The sequence below is a fragment of the Frigoribacterium faeni genome (assembly GCF_011761235.1).
GTDB classification, from domain to species: Bacteria; Actinomycetota; Actinomycetes; order Actinomycetales; family Microbacteriaceae; genus Frigoribacterium; species Frigoribacterium faeni_A.
Genome location: NZ_JAAOYW010000001.1, coordinates 1,371,465 through 1,389,381, shown reverse-complemented (window position 1 = coordinate 1,389,381; position 17,917 = coordinate 1,371,465). Strand labels below are relative to the sequence as shown.

Here is a 17,917-nt window from a genome sequence, read left to right as displayed (position 1 = left end):
GGCTACAGCTCGACGCCGGCCGCCGAGAGCACCTCGCGGAACGCCGGTGCGACCTTGATCGCCATGGCGAGGGTGAGGTGCGCGAAGTCGAACTTGGTGGGCGTCGTGCCGATGAAGGCGGGACACCGGGCGTCGAGGCACCACAGCGACTCGGTCGCGACGTAGACGCCCCCCAGCTGCTCGGCGACCTGCTCGTCGGCCGCGGCCCGCTCGCGGTAGTGCCCCGGCGTGGTGCTGACGCAGTCGGAGGGCGTGCTGGTCCTCGTGTAGCACTCCTTGACGTTGGCGGAGCTCGGCGGCGGGGCGACGATGACGACCTGCGTCCCGGCGGCCGCGAGGGGCTCGAGCAGGGGCAGCAGGTGCGCGCGCCACTGCGCGCCCGAGACGTCCGCTCCGCCGCCGTCGCGGACCCACGCGTAGGTGTTGGTGACCAGCAGGCGGTCGGGCGGGTCGGCCAGGAGGCGCTGCTGCACCTGCCGCACGTGCTCTCGGCAGGGGGCGATGTCCTCGCCGAGGTCGATCTCGAGGTCGACGTAGGGGCACGCGGAGCGGGCCGCGTCCTCGACCGACCAGGTGGTCGACGTCTCGGCGACGGCCGCCCAGGTGGGGAACGAGAAGCCGGCCGTCGAGTCGCCCACGAGCACCGCCCGGTGCGCCGCGTCGGGCGCGCCGACCGTGCAGTCGGCGCGGCTCGGCCGGTTGCCGCCCGGGCTCGCGCAGTCGAGCAGCCGCTTCTGCCGCGGATCGACCGACGCGTCGTAGGCCCTGTTCGCGGCGAGCAGGTCGTCGAGGCTCGGGCTCAGGGCCGGCCACGTCGAGAGCGCCAGGGCCGACTCGACCTCGGCGCGGAGGGCGGCGCGCTCGGGGGTCGCGAGCGCGGGGTCGTCGACCTGCGCTGCCTGGTCGGTCAGGGCAGCCACGGGAGGGAGCGGCGCGACCGCGCGCTGGGCGAGGGCGAAGGGCAGCAGGCCCAGCGAGATCGCCACGAGGGCGGTCAGCCCGCCGTTCCGGTACCGGCGCGCGTGGAGCCGTCGCCACTCGCGCCACCCCTCCGCACGGGTCGTCCTCGGCGTCGGGCGGTCGTCGAGCCACGGCGACCGGAGCACGGGTTGCTCGACGAGCAGGTACGACCCGGTCGCGAGCACGGCCGTGAGGCCCAGCACGGTCGCCGCGAGCCCGGTGCCGTGCACGGAGGGGAGGGCGGCCGAGGCCAGCACCAGCACGGGGAAGTGCCAGAGGTAGATCGAGTAGGAGGCGGCGGCCACCGCCGCACCCGGGCCGAGACCCAGCCGGGCCACGCCCGTGCGCGACCCCGGGACGCTCGTCGCGATCACGAGGGCGGCACCGGCCACGGGGAGCAGGGCCCCGGGCGCCGGGAACGGCGTCGCGGGGTCGAGCACGATCGCCGAGGCGACGATCACGGCCATGCCGAGCCAGCCCAGCGTGCGACGCAGGAGGTCGGGCAGCCTCGGAGCCGTCGGCAGGGCTGCGGCCAGCAGGGCGCCCACGCCGAGCTCCCACGCTCGGGTGGAGGTCGAGAAGTACGCGCTGCCGGGCGACGACGCCGTCTGCACGAGGGCCCACGCGAACGAGCCGGCCACGACGACGGACAGCACCGCGGCGGCCCAGCGACGCAGCTGGCCCTGCAGGCCCCGGGCGACCAGGGCGACCAGGAGGAGCGTCAGGACCGACGGGAGCACGAGGTAGAACTGCTCCTCGACGGCGAGCGACCAGAAGTGCTGCAGCGGCGACGGAGGCGTGTCGGCGTCGAAGTAGCCGGTGCCCTGCTCGACGAAGCGGGCGTTCGCCGCGAGCAGCACGGCCCACGCCGCGTCGACGACCGTCGACGCCCGGCGACCGCCGGGCAGCACGGCCCAGCCGACGAGGACGCTCCCGGCGAGGACGACCACGGCGGCGGGGCCGAGACGCCGCACGCGTCGGCGGACGAACGAGACGAGCGCGATCCGGCCCGTCGCGTCGGCCTCGGCGAGCAGGTGGCCGGTGATGAGGAACCCGGAGATGACGAAGAACACGTCGACGCCGACGAACCCGCCGGCGGGCCGCTGCAGCACGTGCTCGAGCACGACGGCCACGACGGCGACGACGCGGAGGGCCTGGACGTCGTGGCGGGTGCGTTCCGACCGCGGGGCGGCGTTCGGGGGCGGCGACGGGGAGCGAGGTGCAGGTCGCACGGATCACCTCCGGGTCTCGTCCATCGATCCACCCAGCATACATACGTGACATATGGATGACCGTGCATCCGCCGCGGGTGGCCGGCCTGAGGAATGTCCGAGGGGCCGATCGTCTTGGCCCCGGAGGCGACCCGGCTATCGTCGGCCGTCGCCCGACTTCAAGACCCCCTCCCCACCACCGGAAGGACCTTCGTGGACCTGTTCTCCTCCGCCGTCTTCGGCGACCTCGTGCTCTCGAACCGCATCACCATGGCTCCGCTGACCCGCACCCGTGCCGGCGAGGGCGACGTGCCCGGCGACGTCGTCGTCGAGCACTACGGCCAGCGCGCGACCCTCGGCATGATCGTGACCGAGGGCACCTACCCCACGCAGGAGGGCAAGGGCTACACCGGCCAGCCCGGCATCGTCACCGACGAGCAGGTCGCGGGCTGGAAGCGCGTCGCCGACGAGGTGCACGCGAAGGGCGGCACCATCGTCATGCAGGTGATGCACGCAGGTCGCGTCTCGCACACCGACGTCACCGGCACCGACCGCATCGTCGGCCCGAGCGCCGTCGCCATCGACGGCCAGGTGCACGTGCCGTCCGGCAAGGCCGACTACCCGGTGCCGCACGCCCTGACCACCGAGGAGGTGCGCCAGACCGTGCAGGACTTCGTCACCGCCTCGAAGCGCGCCGTCCTCGAGGCCGGCCTCGACGGGGTCGAGCTGCACAGCGCCAACGGCTACCTGCTGCACGAGTTCCTCTCGCCCGTCTCGAACGTCCGCACCGACGAGTACGGCGGCAGCCCCGCCGCCCGCGCCCGCCTCGGCATCGAGGTCGCCGAGGCCGTGTCCGCCGCGATCGGCGCCGGCCGCGTCGGCATCCGCATCTCGCCGATGCACAACATCCAGGACGTCGTCGAGACCGACGTCGACGACGTCACCGCGACCTACGACGCGCTGATGGACGGCCTCGCCCCGCTCGGCCTCGCCTACATGAGCGTGCTGCACGCCGACCCGCGCGGCGAGCTGGTGCAGCGTCTGCGCCGTCGCTTCGGCCAGGCCGTCGTGCTCAACAGCGGCTTCGGCACGGTCACCGACCTGGCCGAGGCGAAGGACCTGGTCGGCAACGGCCACGCCGACGCCGTCGCCGTGGGCCGCCTGGCCATCGCGAACCCCGACCTCGTCGCCCGCTGGGAGCGCGAGGCCGAGCTGAACGAGCCGAACCCCGCCACCTTCTACGCGGACGGCGCCACCGGCTACACCGACTACCCGACGCTCGAGTCCGTCTCGCGCTGAGCCGGGGCGCCGGTCGGCGCCTGCCGACCCGCGCCTCCTGAGCCCTCGACCCGGGCTGCACGACCGGTCACGCCCACGGCGTGCGTCCTGCTCACGCAGGTCGCACGCCGTCGTGCGTCCGCCCCCGATCGAGGTCTGTGCGAGGTCGGCGGTGCGGGATACGATCCTCCCGACGGGCTCGCCCTGCCCGCCGTCAGGAGCAGCCCGTGTCGCCGTCGATCACCCCCACCCCCGCCGAGCTCGAACGCCTCGCCGGCCTGTTGCGCCACGAGCTGAGCGGCGCCGAGGTCGTCGTGCTGCCGTCGCCGTACTCGGTCGAGCCGCGCGGCGCCGTCCGCGTGCGCCTCGGGCACCGGGCGTTCCTCGACCTCGCCGACGACGGGGCCGCGTGGTTCGTCGCCGGCCTCTGGGCCGACGAGGGCGGCGAGACCCCGCCGGGCGACCGACGTCGCGAGTCGCTGGCCGTGCCGGTGCAGGCCGACGCGCCCGTCGTCGCCACCGCCGTCGTCGCCTCGGTCTGGCGCTGGGTCGAGGCGATCGGGCCGCAGGAGGCGGACGCCGCGTTCACGCGCACCTCCCGCTCCGCTCCTCCCGCCATCCCCGGCCCGGCCGCCTTCGGCGCCCCGGCGCCCGCGCCGTACGCCGCGCCCGCGGCCTACGCCGCACCGGCGGCCTACGCCGCACCGGCGGCCTACGCCGCACCGGCGGCCTACGCCGCGTCGGCACCCGGCGCCGCGCCGATGGCCCTCGCCCCCGAGTGGCAGGCGCCGCCCGCGCCGCAGCCGCGTCGCCGCCGGGGCCTGCTGATCGGCGGCCTCGTCGCCGCGGGCCTGCTCGTGCTCGCGGGCGGCACCACCGTCGCGGTCGGCCTCGCGCACTCCGCCGCCGAGCTCGCGTCGGCGTCGCCCGGCACGGGCACCGGCACGGGCAGCGGTGCCGACGACCCCGGCCGCGCCGCGCCGTCCGCGCCGGCCCCGGCCGTTCCCGACGCCGAGCCCGACACGTTCCCCGAAGACCTGGTCGACGGCGACTGCTTCGCCTTCGCCCCGGGCGACGGAGAAGGCCAGGGCGTCATCGGCGCCGTCCACCTGCAGTCGTGCGACGACGAGCACGAGTTCGAGACCTTCGCGCTCGTCCCCGCGACCCAGCCCGAGTGGCCCGGCGACGACGCCCTCGCCGCCTTCGCCGAGGGCGCCTGCACGACCGAGTTCGAGTCGTTCGTCGGCCTGCCCTACGCCGACTCGATCGTCGAGTTCGCCTACCTGCAGCCCACCGTCGACGGCTGGGCCGAGGGCGAGCGGAACGTCCTCTGCTACGCGTGGATCGAGGGCGACACCTCGCCCGGCACCCTCGAGGGCTACGGCTACTGACGGGTCCCGCCGATCGGTCCCGCTGACGGGTCCCGCCGCCTCGCCGCCTAGGATCGTCGAGACCGTCGAACCCGATCGTCGCCGCCCCGCCCCGTGACCCCAGGAGCCCCCGTGCAGCTCGTCGACCGCCTCTTCCGCACCGACGAGTGGCGGACGGTGCCGAACGCGATCACGGCCGTGCGCCTCCTGCTGCTGCCGGTCTTCGTCGTCTTCATCGTCGGCGAGCGGTACTGGTGGTCGATGGCCGTCATCGCCGTGGTGTTCCTCACCGACTTCGTCGACGGCTTCGTCGCGCGGCGCACCCACACCACGTCCGAGCTCGGCGCCTGGCTCGACCCGGTGGCCGACCGGCTCACGGTCATCGTCGTCGTGCTCGCCTTCTGGCTGGGCGGGCTGCTCAGCCTTCCGGTGTTCCTGCTGATCCTGCTGCCCGACGTCGTGCTCAGCCTCGTCGCGCTGATCGGGTTCGGGGGAGCGTCGTTCCCGGTGACCCGCATCGGCAAGGTGCGGACGGCGCTGATCTTCGTCGGGCTGCTGATGCTGCTGGTCGGGCGGGCGTTCACCAGCCAGTGGCGGGGCACGAACGACGACCTCGACGTGCTGGGCCAGCTGCTCGCCCTCGTCAGTTACTTCGTGCTGCTGCTGGGGCTCGTCGGCCACTACGTCGCGGCGGTCCTCTACGGCCGTGACCTCGCCCGCCGCTGGCGCACTCGCCGCAGCCCCGCGGCCTGACCGACCCGCGCCTCCTAGGCTCGGGCCATGTCGTCGCGCACCCTCGCCGCCGCCCGTGAGCCCGGCTCGCCCGTCGCCCTGCTGCTGCCGGGGGCGGGCTACACCGTGGCCGCCCCGCTGCTCGCCTGGGCGGCGGCCCTGCTCGGGGCCCGCGGCTGGCACGTCGAGGCGGTCACCTGGTCGTTCGACGCGCGTTCGGGCGAGGGCGACCACGTGCCCCTGATCGAGGAGGAGGTGGTCGCGGCCCGCGAGGCCGCCCGCGCAGCCGGGGCGTCCGGCCCGTGCGTCGTCGTGGCCAAGTCGCTCGGCACGCTCGCCCTGCCGTGGGCGCTCCGCGAGGGCCTGCCCGGGGCGTGGCTGACGCCGCTCAGCGCGGACCCCGCCGTCCGGGCGGCCCTGCGCGGGGCCGCGACCGAGCACCTCGTGGTGGCGGGCGACGCCGACCCGTCCTGGCAGCCCGACGGGCTCGAGACGCGGGCCGAGGTCGTCACCGTGCCCGGGGCCGACCACGGCCTCACGCTCGGCGACGACTGGCGCGGGTCGCTCGCCGCGCAGGCGGGCGTCTTCGAGCACCTCGACCGCTGGGCGGGGCAGCGCGGGCGCTGACCCGGTGCCGCACACGCGACGAGGCCCGCCCCGCTCAGCGGGACGGGCCTCGTCGACGGGCGCTCAGATCAGCGCGAGGCCTTCTTGGCCTTCTTGATCGCGGCCTTGCGGGCCGTGGCGACGTTCTTCTTGGCGCTCTTGCGCGCCTTCTTCACCTGCGGGTCGTTCCAGAACGAGCCGGCGTAGCCCGCGATCTGCTTGTAGCGGCCGTGTCCGGCCTTGGCGCCGAAGGTGTAGGCCACGAAGGCGATGATGGCGATGAGCACGAGGCGGAAACTCATGGGTCCTCCTGGGGAACGTTGACGTGTGCCGTCGACGGTAGTCCTCACGCCTGTGCCGCGGCTCGCCCGAGCGGATGAACCCGCCGAGTGCGCCCCGGACGGCCCTGCGCCCGGCCCGGTCCTCCCGGCCCCGCCCGACCACCCCGACCGCGCCCGCAACCCCGCGGAAACACCGTCGCAACACCCCGTCGCTACCGTCGAGCCATGGCAGACCTCTTCGACCGCTACGCCACCGGCAGCGCGGCCCGGGGGTCGTCGGCGGCGCCCGCCTGGGACGAGATGTTCGACCGTGCCGACGGCGGCGTGCGGCGGGCGTACCAGGAGATCCACGCGACCCTCGAGGGCATGACGCAGGACGACCTGCGCGGCCGCACCGCCGCCCTCGCCGACTCGTACCTCGCCCAGGGCGTCACGTTCGACTTCGCCGGCGAGGAGCGCCCGTTCCCCCTCGACGCGGTGCCCCGCGTGATCGAGCACGCCGAGTGGCAGGCCGTGGAGAAGGGCGTGAAGCAGCGCGTCAAGGCGCTCGAGGCGTTCCTCGCCGACGTGTACGGCCCGCAGCGGGCGGTCGCCGACGGCGTGATCCCCGCGGGCCTCGTCACGAGCTCGAGCCACTTCCACCGGCAGGCCGCGGGCATCGACCCGGCCAACGGCGTGCGCATCCAGGTCAGCGGCATCGACCTGATCCGCGACGAGGCGGGCGCCTGGTGCGTGCTCGAGGACAACGTGCGGGTGCCGAGCGGCGTCAGCTACGTGATCTCGAACCGGCGGGTGATGGCACAGACGCTGCCCGAGCTGTTCGTCTCGATGAAGGTGCGCCCCGTGGGCGACTATCCCGCCCGCCTCCTCGCGGCCCTCAAGAAGAGCGCGCCGTCCGGGGTCGACGAGCCCACGGTGGTCGTGCTGACACCCGGGGTGTTCAACTCGGCGTACTACGAGCACACGCTGCTCGCGCGGCTGATGGGCGTCGAGCTCGTCGAGGGCCGCGACCTCTACTGCTCGGGCGGCCGCGTGTTCATGCGCACGACGGGCGGGCCCGAGCGGGTCGACGTGATCTACCGCCGGGTCGACGACGAGTTCCTCGACCCGCTGCAGTTCCGCGCCGACTCGGTGCTCGGCTCGCCCGGCCTGCTCATGGCCGCCCGCCTCGGCACGGTCACGATCGCGAACGCGGTCGGCAACGGCGTCGCCGACGACAAGCTCGTCTACACGTACCTGCCCGAGCTGATCCGGTACTACCTGGGCGAGGAGGCGCTGCTCCCGAACGTGCGGACCTGGCGCCTCGAGGATCCCGGCGCCCTCGAGGAGGTGCTCGACCGCCTCGACGAGCTGGTCGTCAAGCCGGTCGACGGCTCGGGCGGCAAGGGCCTCGTCGTCGGGCCGGCCGCGAGCCGGCGCGAGCTCGACGAGCTGCGCACCCGCCTGCAGCGCGACCCGCGCGGCTGGATCGCGCAGCCCGTCGTGCAGCTGAGCACCATCCCGACGCTCGTCGACGACGGCCTGCAGCCCCGGCACGCCGACCTGAGGCCCTTCGCCGTGCACGACGGCGACGACGTCTGGGTGCTGCCCGGCGGCCTCACCCGCGTCGCGCTGCCCGAGGGGCAGCTCGTCGTCAACAGCAGCCAGGGAGGCGGGTCGAAGGACACCTGGATCGTCGGCGGCGACGTGGCGGCCTGGGCAGGGCACGACGTGAGCGCCCTGATCGCCGAGCAGACGACGCCGACGCAGTCGATCCCCGTGATCACGCCCGAGGCCGCCGCCGCCGCGGACCACACGCCCGACCACGCCCCGCAGGACGACCCCCGCAACGACCAGCAGGCCCAGCAACAGCAGCAGCGCGACCGCCGGGAGGCGGGGACGCAGGAGGCGGGTGCCGGCCTGCGGGACGGCCTCGCGCCTCCTGCGCCCTCGACGCCGAGCACGCGCACGACCACGACCGAAGGACGACCATGCTGAGCCGCATCGCCGAGAGCCTCTTCTGGATCGGTCGGTACATCGAACGGTCGGACGGGACGGCGCGCATCCTCGACGTGCACCTGCAGCTGCTGCTCGAGGACCCGTGGATCGACGAGGACACCGCCTGCCGCAGCCTGCTCTCGGTGATGGGCAGCGAGGCCGCCTCCGACGTGGCGCTCACCCGCGGCGACGTGCTCTCGCGGCTGGCCGTCGACCGGCACGACCCGGCCTCGATCGCCTACTCGCTCGGCGCGGCCCGCGAGAACGCCCGGCGGGCCCGCGAGATCGTCTCGACCGAGCTGTGGGAGTGCCTCAACACCACCCGCGCCCGGATGCCGCGCAAGGTGGCCGGCGACAAGGTGCACGAGTTCTTCGCCTGGGTGCGGGAGCGCAGCGCGCTCGCCGTGGGCATCATCGAGAGCGCGACGAGCCGCGACGAGGTCTGGCAGTTCTTCACCCTCGGCCGGTCGATCGAGCGCGCCGACATGACGGCGCGGCTGCTCGCGACGCGCACGCTGACCGAGGCGTCGGGCCCGTCGTGGACGACGATCCTCCGCTCGTGCGGCGCGTACGAGGCGTACCTGCGCACCTACCGGGGCGTGCCGAGCGCGCGCAACGCGGCGGAGTTCCTGCTGCTCGACCGGTTGTTCCCGCGCAGCGTGATGTTCGCGGTCAGCCGCGCCGAGGCCTGCCTGCGCGAGGTCGAGCCGTCGAACGGGCGCGTCATCGCGACCGACGGGGGCGTGCGCATCCTCGGGCAGATGCGCAGCGAGCTCGAGTTCACGCCGATCGGCGAGATCCTCGACGACCTGCCCGCGCAGATGGACGCCGTCCAGGCGGCGACGAGCGCGGCCTCGGAGGCGATCCGCCAGCGGTACTTCCCGACCAGCGCGGCCCCGACCTGGGTGGGCGAGCGCTCGTGAGCCGCCTGCGCATCCGGCACCACACCGGCTTCTCGTACGCGGGCGAGGCGGTGGCGAGCTACAACGAGGCGCGCATGCTGCCCGCGCACGCCGAGGGGCAGTTCGTGCTCTCGTCGCACCTGCGCGTCGACCCCGCGGCCGGCACCCACGAGTACGTCGACTACTGGGGCACGCGGGTCTCGGCCTTCGAGGTGCTGCTGCCGCACCGGCAGCTGTCGCTGACGGCGACCTCGACGGTCGAGGTGCGACCGGTGCTGCACCCCGAGACGACCACCGGCTGGGACGACCTCGCCCGCGTCGCCGGCGCCACCGCCCAGTTCGTCGAGCACCTCGAGCAGACCCCGCTGACGGCCCCGCCCGCCGACCTCGTCGACCTGGCGCTCGAGGCACGCGGGGCGACGGGCACGCCGTGCGCCGCCGCGATGGCGATCTGCGAGCAGGTGGGAGGCGCGGTGCGCTACCTGCCCGGCGTCACCAACGTGAAGACCACGGCCGCCGAGAGCTGGGCCGCGCGCGCCGGCGTCTGCCAGGACATCGCGCACGTGACCGTGGGGGCGCTGCGCGCGGCGGGCATCCCGGCCCGGTACGTCAGCGGGTACCTGCACCCGAAGCCGTCCGCCGAGCTGCGCGAGACCGTGACCGGCGAGTCGCACGCGTGGATCGAGTGGTTCTGCGGCGCCTGGCACGGCTGGGACCCGACGAACCTCATCGACATCGGCGAGCGGCACGTGGTCGTCGGCCACGGGCGCGACTACCGCGACGTGCCGCCGCTGCGCGGGGTGTACGCGGGGTCGGGCACGTCGTCGCTGTTCGTGACCGTCGAGATCACGCGCGAGGCGTAGCGGCACGGCGGCCGCTCGCCGGGGCCGCGTGGCGTCCTCGTGCCGCGGCGTGGCCGCCCTGCGGGTGCCGTTTGCCGAGGCCGCGTCTCAGCAGCGCTCGTACTCGTAGCCGTCGTCGTCGGCGGGCACCAGGTCGCGGTCGCGCAGGATCGTGCTCGCCGGGGTGTCCGCCCGGGCGCACACGTCGTCGAACGAGCCGCGCAGGTCGTCCGAGTACTCGACGTCGAGCACGTGGTCGCCGTAGACGTCGGTGAAGGTCGAGCACTCGTCCCAGCGGTCGCACTCCTCGGTGACGGCGAAGTCGAAGCCGATCTCGTCGCGGCCCCGCGCCTCCAGCTCGGCGGTGTTCTTCTGGCCCGCGGCCAGGCCCGCGTCGTGGGTGCGCTGCACGAGCAGCGTGGCGAAGGCGACGGCGTCGTCGAGGTCGAGCGCGCCCTCGGAGCGGCTGTACGAGTCGAGGTTGTCGAACTCCACCGCGTCGAAGCCGGCCGTGGCGCAGCCCTCCATCACCGGTTCCTGCAGCTCGGCCAGCGCCTCCCTGTTCTCCGGCGTCGAGACGTCGAAGAGGTGCTCGTCGGGCCAGCCGGGGTCAACGAGCAGCTCGCCGGAGGAGCGGTGCACGAGCAGCTCGTCGGGCCAGACCGCGCCCGGCTGGGTCTGGAACCCGTTGACGTAGCAGATGTCGAAGCCGGAGCCGGCGGGCTCGTCGGTGCTGTCGCGCGCGACGACCGTGACGCCGTCGGGCACGGGGGAGGCGCCGCCGAGCTGGTAGTCGAAGCCCGCGCCGGCGGGCCAGAGGGTCGCGCCGGAGGCGGTGCCCGCGTCGCCGGGGACGGTCGCGGCGGTGTCCGCCCCGGCTCCCGCGGCGGCCCCGGCCGTGTCGTCCGCCGGCGCGGCGGCGGCGCAGCCCGCGAGGGCGCCGACGACCAGCGCGGCCGTGGCGAGCGCGGCGGCGGCGGCTCGGGGTCGGCGGGGTCGGAGGCGTCGTTCGTGCATGGGGCGAGCCTAGGTCACGGGGGAGGCGGGGTCGCGGGCGGGGTGCCGCGGGCGGGGGTGCCGCAGGGCGCCGGGCCGCCGGGCCGCCGGGCCGCCGGCCGGCTGAGCTGCCGCTTCGGGGACGAGGTAGCGCGGGGCCCCGCGTCAGGATGTCCCAGAACGGTGAGCGCGGTCCGCCGGAGGCGCAGGCTCGGACTCGAGGACGGGCGTCAGCCCCGGGATGCCGGGGCGCGGGGCGGCGGCGTCGGGGCACCGACCGGCGTGATCTGCCGCTTCCGGGACGAGGTAGCGCGGGGCCCCGCGTCAGCTCGTCCCAGAACCGTGAGCGCGGTCCGCCGGAGGCGCAGGCTCGGACTCGAGGATGGGGCCGGGCGTCAGCCCCGGGGCGCCGGCGCGGAGGTCGCGGCCGTCGCGAGGGCGTCCGCGGGCAGGTCGGCGCCGACGGGCGTCGCGGCGACCGGGCGTGAGGCGGGCGTCTCGCCCACGGCGGGCCGGGTCGGGTCGGCGGCGGTGTCCGCGCCCGCCCGTGCGGCGGCGGAGCGTGTCACCGCGGCCGCGAGCGACGTCGCGGCGGCGTGCTGCACTGCTCGCGCGTGCTCCCCGGCGCGACGGGTCGCCGCCGACGAGGCCCGGCGGGCCGACGCCGCGTGCCGCTGCGCCGCGGCCTGTGCGGTGGCCGCGTGCCGCTGGGCGGCGGCCTGTGCGACGGCGGCGTGCCGGTGCGCGGTGGCCCGAGCGGCGGTCAAGGAGGCGCCCGCCGGCCCGAGCGCCCACGGTCCCGGCGTCGAGGTGGCGACCAGCGCCTCCTCGTCCGAGACGCCCGAGGCGATCGACGTGTCCGAGACGCCCGCGGCCTCCACGGCCTCCGCGGCGCCCGGCTCGGGCAGGGCGCCCAGCTCGCGGTCCGCGATGCCGACGAGCAGCACGACGAGGCCGGCGACGAGCAGCGCGACCGCGAGCAGCCAGAGCGCCACGGCGACGATGTCGAAGGGGCCCGCGTCGAGACGGTCGGCGTCGATGCCGAACGAGGGGAGGACGCCGTCGGCGGCGCCCGTGTCGGAGAGGCGGGCGATCGCGGCCACGCCGAGCGCGCCTCCTGCGGTGGTCGTGGCGACCGCCACCCACCCGCATGCTGCCGACCTGCCCATGACGGGACCTCTCACGACGAGGCCGCACCGAGCCGGATCAGGCCCGAGGACTCGTCATGGGCGGACTGTACGCCGCCGCGGGCGACCGCGGTACCCCTCTGCGCCCAGCGGACGACGGCGGGGTCAGGAGGTGCGCGACGCCGCCTCGTCGGCGGCGAGCACGGCCGCGGCCTCGTCGCGTCGCGCGCGAGCCGGCCGGCCCCCGTCGCCGTCGTGCTCGACGGCGAAGTGCGGCACGAGCCGCGGGGCGATCCGGCGCACGACCCCGGCGTCGGCGGAGGCCGCGACGGGCGCGACCCGGCGCACCCGCAGGTGCTGCCGCCGCACGAGCCACACCACCGCCACGCCCGCGGCGACGAAGCCGGCGGCGGCGCCGACGCCGATCGCCCAGCGCGGCCCGGCCGTGTCGGCCACCCAGCCGACGACGGGGGCGCCGAGCGGCGTGCCCCCGGTGAAGATCGCCATGTACAGCGCCATGACGCGCCCGCGCATCTCGGGCGTGGTCGACAGCTGCACGGTGCTGTTGGCCGTGGTCATCAGCGTGATCGACGACAGCCCGACGGCGACGAGCACGGCGGCGAAGGTCCAGTAGCTGGGCATGAGGGCGGCGACGGTGCAGGTGACCCCGAAGGAGGCGGCGGCCAGCACCAGCACCCGCATGCGCGGGCGCTCCCGTCGCGCCGAGAGCAGGGCCCCCGTGAGCGAGCCGACCGCGATGCACGACGACAGCAGGCCGAAGCCGCTCGCGTCGACGCCGAACTCGACGCTCGCCATGGTCGAGGTGAAGATCGGGAAGTTCAGCCCGAAGGTGCCGATGACGAAGATCATCGTGAAGACGACGAGCAGGTCGGGGCGGCCCCTGACGTAGCGGAACCCCTCGCGGATCTGCCCCTTCGCCCGCGACACCGGCGGCTTGTGCTGCAGCTGCGAGACACGGATGAAGCGCAGCGACAGCAGCACCGCCGCGAACGACGCCGCGTTGATCAGGAACACCCAGCCGGTGCCGACGCTCGCGATGAGCACGCCGGCGACGGCAGGGCCGAGGAGGCGCGCGCCGTTGAACGAGGCCGAGTTCAGCGAGACGGCGTTCGAGAGGTGGCCCGGGGGCACGAGCTCCGAGACGAAGCTCTGCCGGATCGGGGCGTCGATCGCGTTGACGGTGCCGAGCAGGAGCGCGAAGACCCACACCATCCACAGCTGCGCGACGTCGGTGAGCACGAGCAGGCCGAGCGCCAGGCCGAGCAGCGCCATGGTGCCCTGCGTGACCATGAGCATGCGGCGCCGGTCGAAGCGGTCGGCGATCAGCCCCGTGATCGGCACGAGCAGGATGGGCGGGGCGAACTGCAGGGCCATCGTGATGCCGACGGCCGTGGCGTCGTGGTCGGTGAGGTGCGTGAGCACCAGCCAGTCCTGTGCGGTGGCCTGCATCCACGTGCCGGTGTTCGAGACGAGCGCGCCGCCGAACCAGAGCCGGTAGTTGTAGAGGCCGAGCGAGCGGAACATGGCGCTCACGAGCGGGTCAGCTTCCGCAGGATGCCGGTGGCCTCGGCCAGGGTGCGTCGCTCGTCGGCGGTGAGCGCGGCCAGCCGCGGCACCAGCCACTCGTCGCGGCGGCGTCGGGTCTCGAACACGAAGGCGGCGCCCGCCTCCGTGGTCTCGAGCACGACGCGGCGACGGTCGTCGTCGTCGACCCGGCGGCTGAGCAGGCCGGCGTCGACGAGCTTGCCGACCGTGCGGTTCATCGACGGGGGAGTGACGCCCTCGTGCTCGGTCAGCGCGCCGATGGTGAGCGGCTGCTCCTGGAAGACGTAGCCGAGCGCGGCCATCTGGGCGTCCGACACCTCGACGTCGGCCTTCTGCTGGCGCAGGCGGCGGGCGAGGCGGAGCACCGAGCCGCGCACGTCGGTCGCGAGCTGGGCGTGCGCCACCGTGCGCCGGACGGGGGCAGGGGCGGGAGGTGCGGTGTCGGTCATCGCCTCCCAGTATGGACATTTAGCTCGCCTAAGTAAATGATCTCCGCGATGTGCGACAGGTGTTGCTGGTGGGTGCATGCGGGCGTATGGTCGAGGGCGGCTCGACGAGGAGCACCCCACGACGCACAGGAAGAGGCACACCATGAGCAGGTTCAGCGACAAGACCGCGATCGTCACCGGCGGCGGGAGCGGCATCGGCGCCGAGATCTCGCGCCAGCTCGCCGCCGACGGGGCGTCGGTCGTCGTGACCGACATCGTGCTCGACGCGGCGCAGTCCGTCGTGGACGAGATCACGGCGGCCGGCGGCACCGCGGCGGCCTTCGAGCAGAACACCGCGACCTGGCAGGACTCGGAGGCGGCCGTCGCCTTCGCGAAGGACACCTACGGAGCCCTGCACCTCGCCGTCAACAACGCCGGCATCGGCGCCGCGCCGCAGACCATCGGCGACTACGACATCGCCGCGTGGGACAGGGTCCGCTCGGTCGACCTCGACGGCGTCTTCTACGGCCTGAAGTTCCAGCTGCCCGCGATGGTGGAGGCCGGCGGCGGAGCCGTCGTCAACATGGCCTCGGTGCTCGGCTCGGTGGGCATCGCGAAGAACGCGGCCTACGTGACGAGCAAGCACGCCCTCATCGGCCTGACCAAGGTCGCGGCGCTCGAGTACACCTCGCAGGGCGTGCGCACGAACGCCGTCGGCCCCGGGTTCATCGACACCCCGCTGGTGCGCTCGTCGATGTCGACCGACGAGCTGCACTACCTCGAGGGGCAGCACGCCTCCGGCCGCCTCGGCACCGACTCCGAGGTCGCGGCGCTCGTGCTGTTCCTGCTCAGCCCCGAGGCGTCGTTCATCTCGGGCAGCTACCACCTCGTCGACGGCGGCTACTCGGCGCACTAAGGCGGCTGCGCCGCGCCCCGCACTCCGTCCCGCGCTTCAGCCCCGCTTCAGCGCGCCCGCGCCAGGATGGGCTCGCGGGCAGGGTGCGCGCAGGGAAGGGGCTGCCGTGCGCGTGCTCGTCGTCGAGGATCAGCCGACCCTGGCCGAGGGGCTCCGCGTCGGGCTCGAGGCCGAGGGCATGGCCGTCGACGTGGCGGGCGACGGCGTCGACGCCCTCTGGCGCACCCGCGAGGGCAGCTACGACGTGGTCGTGCTCGACATCATGCTGCCCGGCATGAGCGGCTACGCCGTCTGCCGGGCGATGCGCGAAGGAGGCGACTGGACGCCGGTCATCATGCTCACGGCCAAGGACGGCGAGTGGGACCAGGTCGAGGCCCTCGACACCGGCGCGGACGACTACCTCACCAAGCCGTTCTCGTTCGCGGTGCTGTTGGCGCGCCTCCGTGCGCTCGTCCGCCGCGGGGCCCGCGAGCGTCCCGTCGTGCTCGAGGCCGGCGACCTGCGGCTCGACCCCGCGTCGCGCGACGTCCGCCGGGGCGACCAGGCGATCGAGCTGACGAGCCGCGAGTTCGCGGTGCTCGAGTTCCTGATGCGGCGGGCCGGCAGCGTCGTGACGAAGCGCGAGGTGCTCGACGGCGTCTGGAACGACGACTTCGAGGGCGACCCCAACATCGTCGAGGTGTACGTGCGGCACCTGCGCAACAAGGTCGACCGGCCCTTCGGCCGCGAGGCGATCGTGACCCTGCGCGGGGCGGGCTACCGGCTGGAGGCGCGGGGTGGCTGACGACGCCGGTCGTGTCCGCCCCCGGGGTCGCCGCGGCTCGCTGCGGGTCCGCATCACCGCGGCCGCCGTCGTCGCGGTCGCCCTCACACTCGGGGTGTTCGCCCTCGTCTTCGCCCTGGTGCAGCAGGCGGTGCTCGCCGACGCCCCACGGTCGGCGGCCTCCGCCGACGTCGACCGAGCGGTCGCGGCCCTCGCCGGCGGCTCGACGCCGGCCGTGGCGGTTGCGGGCGAGGCCGACGGGTCGCTCGTCGCCGTCTTCGACGCCGCCGGCTCGCTCGTCGCCGCCGGAGGCGACGACGACCTGGCCGGCCACGCCCGCGAGCTCGCCGGGGCGGCCGCGGGCAGCCGGGTCTCGCTCGACGGCGACGACTTCGTCGTCGAGACGGACGACGCGGAGTCGGTCGCGACGACCACGCCGAGCCCTGCTCCCTCGGCGTCGGCCTCGGCCTCGGGCGGCGACGACGACGCGACCGGCGACGACTCGGGTGGCCGCGGTGGCGGCTCGTCGGGCGGGGGCGACGACGACACGTCCGACGACGCGTCCGACGACTCGGCCGACGATCCGGCCGACGGTGCGTCCGACGACTCGGCCGACGCCTCCTCGTCCGACGACGACGCGACGTCCGCGGACGAGGTCGAGACCGTGACGACGAGGTGGCAGGTCGTGGCCGTGCGCTCCCTCGACGAGGCGCAGGCCGCCTCCTCGGCCAGCCTGCTCACGCTCGGCGTGGCCGTGCCCGTGGCGCTCCTGGTGCTGGGGGTGACGACCTGGTTCGTGGTCGGGCGCGCCCTGCGACCGGTCGAGTCGATGCGGCGCGAGGTGGCCGAGGTCACCGCGGCGAACCTGTCGCACCGTCTCGCCGACCCGGGCGGCGGCGACGAGGTGTCACGCCTCGCGGCGACCCTCAACGGGATGCTCGACCGGCTCGACGCGTCGGCGACCGCCCAGCGGCGGTTCGTCGGCGACGCCTCGCACGAGCTCAAGACGCCGCTCGCGACGATCCGGCAGCACGCGGAGGTGGCGCTGCTGCACCCCGGCAGCATCGACGGGCGGGCCCTGGCCGGCACCGTCCTCGGCGAGGAGGCGCGCCTCACCGGCCTCGTCCAGGGCCTGCTCGTGCTGGCCCGCGCCGACGAGGGAGCGCTCGGGGTGACCCGCCGCCCCGTCGACCTCGACGACCTCGTCCTCACGGAGGCGGCGCGTCTGCGCGAGACCGCCGGCGTGACCGTCGACGCCACCGCGGTCGGCCCGGCCCGGGTGCGGGGCGACGCGGGACTGCTCGGCCAGGTCGTGCGGAACCTCGTCGCCAACGCGTCGCGGCACGCCCGCACGACGGTCGCCGTCGGGCTGGTCGAGACCGCCGAGGGCCGTGCCGTGCTCACCGTCGACGACGACGGCTCCGGGGTGGCCGAGGTCGACCGCGCGCGCGTCTTCGACCGGTTCGTCAGGCTCGACGAGGCGCGCGACCGCGACGCCGGGGGCAGCGGCCTCGGCCTCGCGATCGTCGCCGAGATCGTGCGGGTGCACGGCGGGACGGTGCGGGTCGGCACCGCGCCCCTCGGCGGGGCGCGCTTCGTGGTCGACCTCCCCGCCGACGCCGGCTGACCCGCGCTCCGCGCCCCCTCCTGCTGCCCGCCGTCCCTGCGGCCCGCCGCCGCGCCTTCTCCTGCTGCCCGCCGGCCCTCGCCGTCCCGCCGCCGCGCCTCCTCCCGTCCCGCCGCACCCCGAAGTGGACGATGCACCCCGAAACGACGGGGTGCATGGTCCACTTCGGGGTGTTCCGTCCGGTCCTCGCCGCCGCCGGGCCCGCGCGCGGCAGCGCTGCGCGTTATTCTCCCGCCGGCCCGCCGCCGCGGCCCTCCTCTCCGCCGCCGCGCCTCCTCCCGTCCCGCGCACCCCGAAGTGGACGATGCACCCCGAAACGACGGGGTGCATCGTCC

At 75.0% G+C, this 17,917-nt stretch carries 16 protein-coding genes; 10 read left to right on the top strand and 6 right to left on the bottom strand.

The window, feature by feature from the left end:
* Positions 1 to 2: 2 nt before the first annotated feature.
* Positions 3 to 2,192 carry an acyltransferase family protein gene (locus tag FHR78_RS15590; protein ID WP_166759579.1) on the bottom strand — a complete coding sequence of 730 codons (2,190 nt, stop codon included), beginning with the start codon at positions 2,190 to 2,192 and terminating at the stop codon, positions 3 to 5.
* A gap of 192 nt (positions 2,193 to 2,384) precedes the next feature.
* Here FHR78_RS15590 and FHR78_RS06390 point away from each other — a divergent pair, with 192 nt between their 5' ends.
* The 4 genes from FHR78_RS06390 (at position 2,385) to FHR78_RS06375 (ending at position 6,178) form a co-directional block, all read left to right on the top strand.
* A complete protein-coding gene (locus FHR78_RS06390) occupies positions 2,385 to 3,470 on the top strand; it encodes an alkene reductase (protein WP_166759578.1) in 1,086 nt (361 codons plus the stop codon).
* A gap of 206 nt (positions 3,471 to 3,676) precedes the next feature.
* Positions 3,677 to 4,840 (top strand): septum formation family protein, encoded by a 1,164-nt coding sequence (locus tag FHR78_RS15585; RefSeq protein WP_166759577.1) that lies wholly within the window; start codon positions 3,677 to 3,679, stop codon positions 4,838 to 4,840.
* Positions 4,841 to 4,951: 111 nt separating this feature from the next.
* A complete protein-coding gene (locus FHR78_RS06380) occupies positions 4,952 to 5,572 on the top strand; it encodes a CDP-alcohol phosphatidyltransferase family protein (protein ID WP_166759576.1) in 621 nt (206 codons plus the stop codon).
* Between the two features lie 27 nt (positions 5,573 to 5,599).
* Positions 5,600 to 6,178 (top strand): hypothetical protein, encoded by a 579-nt coding sequence (locus FHR78_RS06375; RefSeq protein ID WP_166759575.1) that lies wholly within the window; start codon positions 5,600 to 5,602, stop codon positions 6,176 to 6,178.
* A 68-nt stretch (positions 6,179 to 6,246) separates the two neighbouring features.
* Here FHR78_RS06375 and FHR78_RS06370 read toward each other — a convergent pair whose 3' ends face one another.
* Positions 6,247 to 6,459 carry a hypothetical protein gene (locus FHR78_RS06370; protein ID WP_166758515.1) on the bottom strand — a complete coding sequence of 71 codons (213 nt, stop codon included), beginning with the start codon at positions 6,457 to 6,459 and terminating at the stop codon, positions 6,247 to 6,249.
* Positions 6,460 to 6,663: 204 nt separating this feature from the next.
* On the opposite strand from FHR78_RS06370, the gene FHR78_RS06365 reads away from it, so the two are divergent.
* From FHR78_RS06365 to FHR78_RS06355, 3 genes are read left to right on the top strand one after another with little or no spacing between them, the layout of a single operon-like run.
* Positions 6,664 to 8,415, top strand: a complete 1,752-nt coding sequence (locus FHR78_RS06365; RefSeq protein WP_166759574.1) for a circularly permuted type 2 ATP-grasp protein — start codon at positions 6,664 to 6,666, stop codon at positions 8,413 to 8,415.
* Positions 8,409 to 9,338 carry an alpha-E domain-containing protein gene (locus tag FHR78_RS06360; RefSeq protein WP_166759573.1) on the top strand — a complete coding sequence of 310 codons (930 nt, stop codon included), beginning with the start codon at positions 8,409 to 8,411 and terminating at the stop codon, positions 9,336 to 9,338. Before FHR78_RS06365 ends, FHR78_RS06360 begins: the two co-directional genes overlap by 7 nt.
* Complete coding sequence (locus FHR78_RS06355) at positions 9,335 to 10,180, top strand: transglutaminase N-terminal domain-containing protein (protein WP_166759572.1); 846 nt, start codon at positions 9,335 to 9,337, stop codon at positions 10,178 to 10,180. Before FHR78_RS06360 ends, FHR78_RS06355 begins: the two co-directional genes overlap by 4 nt.
* An 87-nt stretch (positions 10,181 to 10,267) precedes the next feature.
* Here the strand turns inward: FHR78_RS06355 and FHR78_RS06350 are convergent, their stop codons facing one another.
* The 4 genes from FHR78_RS06350 to FHR78_RS06335 all read right to left on the bottom strand — a co-directional run bounded on the left by FHR78_RS06350 (position 10,268) and on the right by FHR78_RS06335 (position 14,297).
* On the bottom strand, positions 10,268 to 11,176 hold the full coding sequence (locus FHR78_RS06350) for an endo alpha-1,4 polygalactosaminidase (protein WP_166759571.1): 909 nt from the start codon (positions 11,174 to 11,176) through the stop codon (positions 10,268 to 10,270).
* Between the two features lie 374 nt (positions 11,177 to 11,550).
* Positions 11,551 to 12,297, bottom strand: a complete 747-nt coding sequence (locus FHR78_RS06345) for a hypothetical protein (RefSeq protein ID WP_166759570.1) — start codon at positions 12,295 to 12,297, stop codon at positions 11,551 to 11,553.
* Positions 12,298 to 12,447: 150 nt separating this feature from the next.
* Positions 12,448 to 13,836 carry an MFS transporter gene (locus FHR78_RS06340; protein WP_166759569.1) on the bottom strand — a complete coding sequence of 463 codons (1,389 nt, stop codon included), beginning with the start codon at positions 13,834 to 13,836 and terminating at the stop codon, positions 12,448 to 12,450.
* Positions 13,833 to 14,297 carry a MarR family winged helix-turn-helix transcriptional regulator gene (locus FHR78_RS06335; RefSeq protein ID WP_166759568.1) on the bottom strand — a complete coding sequence of 155 codons (465 nt, stop codon included), beginning with the start codon at positions 14,295 to 14,297 and terminating at the stop codon, positions 13,833 to 13,835. The genes FHR78_RS06340 and FHR78_RS06335 overlap by 4 nt, the downstream gene beginning before the upstream one ends.
* 142 nt (positions 14,298 to 14,439) lie before the next feature.
* On the opposite strand from FHR78_RS06335, the gene FHR78_RS06330 reads away from it, so the two are divergent.
* From FHR78_RS06330 to FHR78_RS15095, 3 genes are all read left to right on the top strand, one after another.
* The gene (locus tag FHR78_RS06330) at positions 14,440 to 15,192 is read left to right on the top strand and encodes an SDR family NAD(P)-dependent oxidoreductase (protein WP_166759567.1); all 753 of its coding nucleotides are present in this window, start codon (positions 14,440 to 14,442) and stop codon (positions 15,190 to 15,192) included.
* A gap of 106 nt (positions 15,193 to 15,298) precedes the next feature.
* Entirely contained in the window at positions 15,299 to 15,976 is a 678-nt protein-coding gene (locus tag FHR78_RS06325) for a response regulator (protein WP_166759566.1), read from the top strand.
* The gene (locus tag FHR78_RS15095) at positions 15,969 to 17,582 is read left to right on the top strand and encodes a sensor histidine kinase (protein ID WP_347878074.1); all 1,614 of its coding nucleotides are present in this window, start codon (positions 15,969 to 15,971) and stop codon (positions 17,580 to 17,582) included. Before FHR78_RS06325 ends, FHR78_RS15095 begins: the two co-directional genes overlap by 8 nt.
* Positions 17,583 to 17,917: the final 335 nt, after the last annotated feature.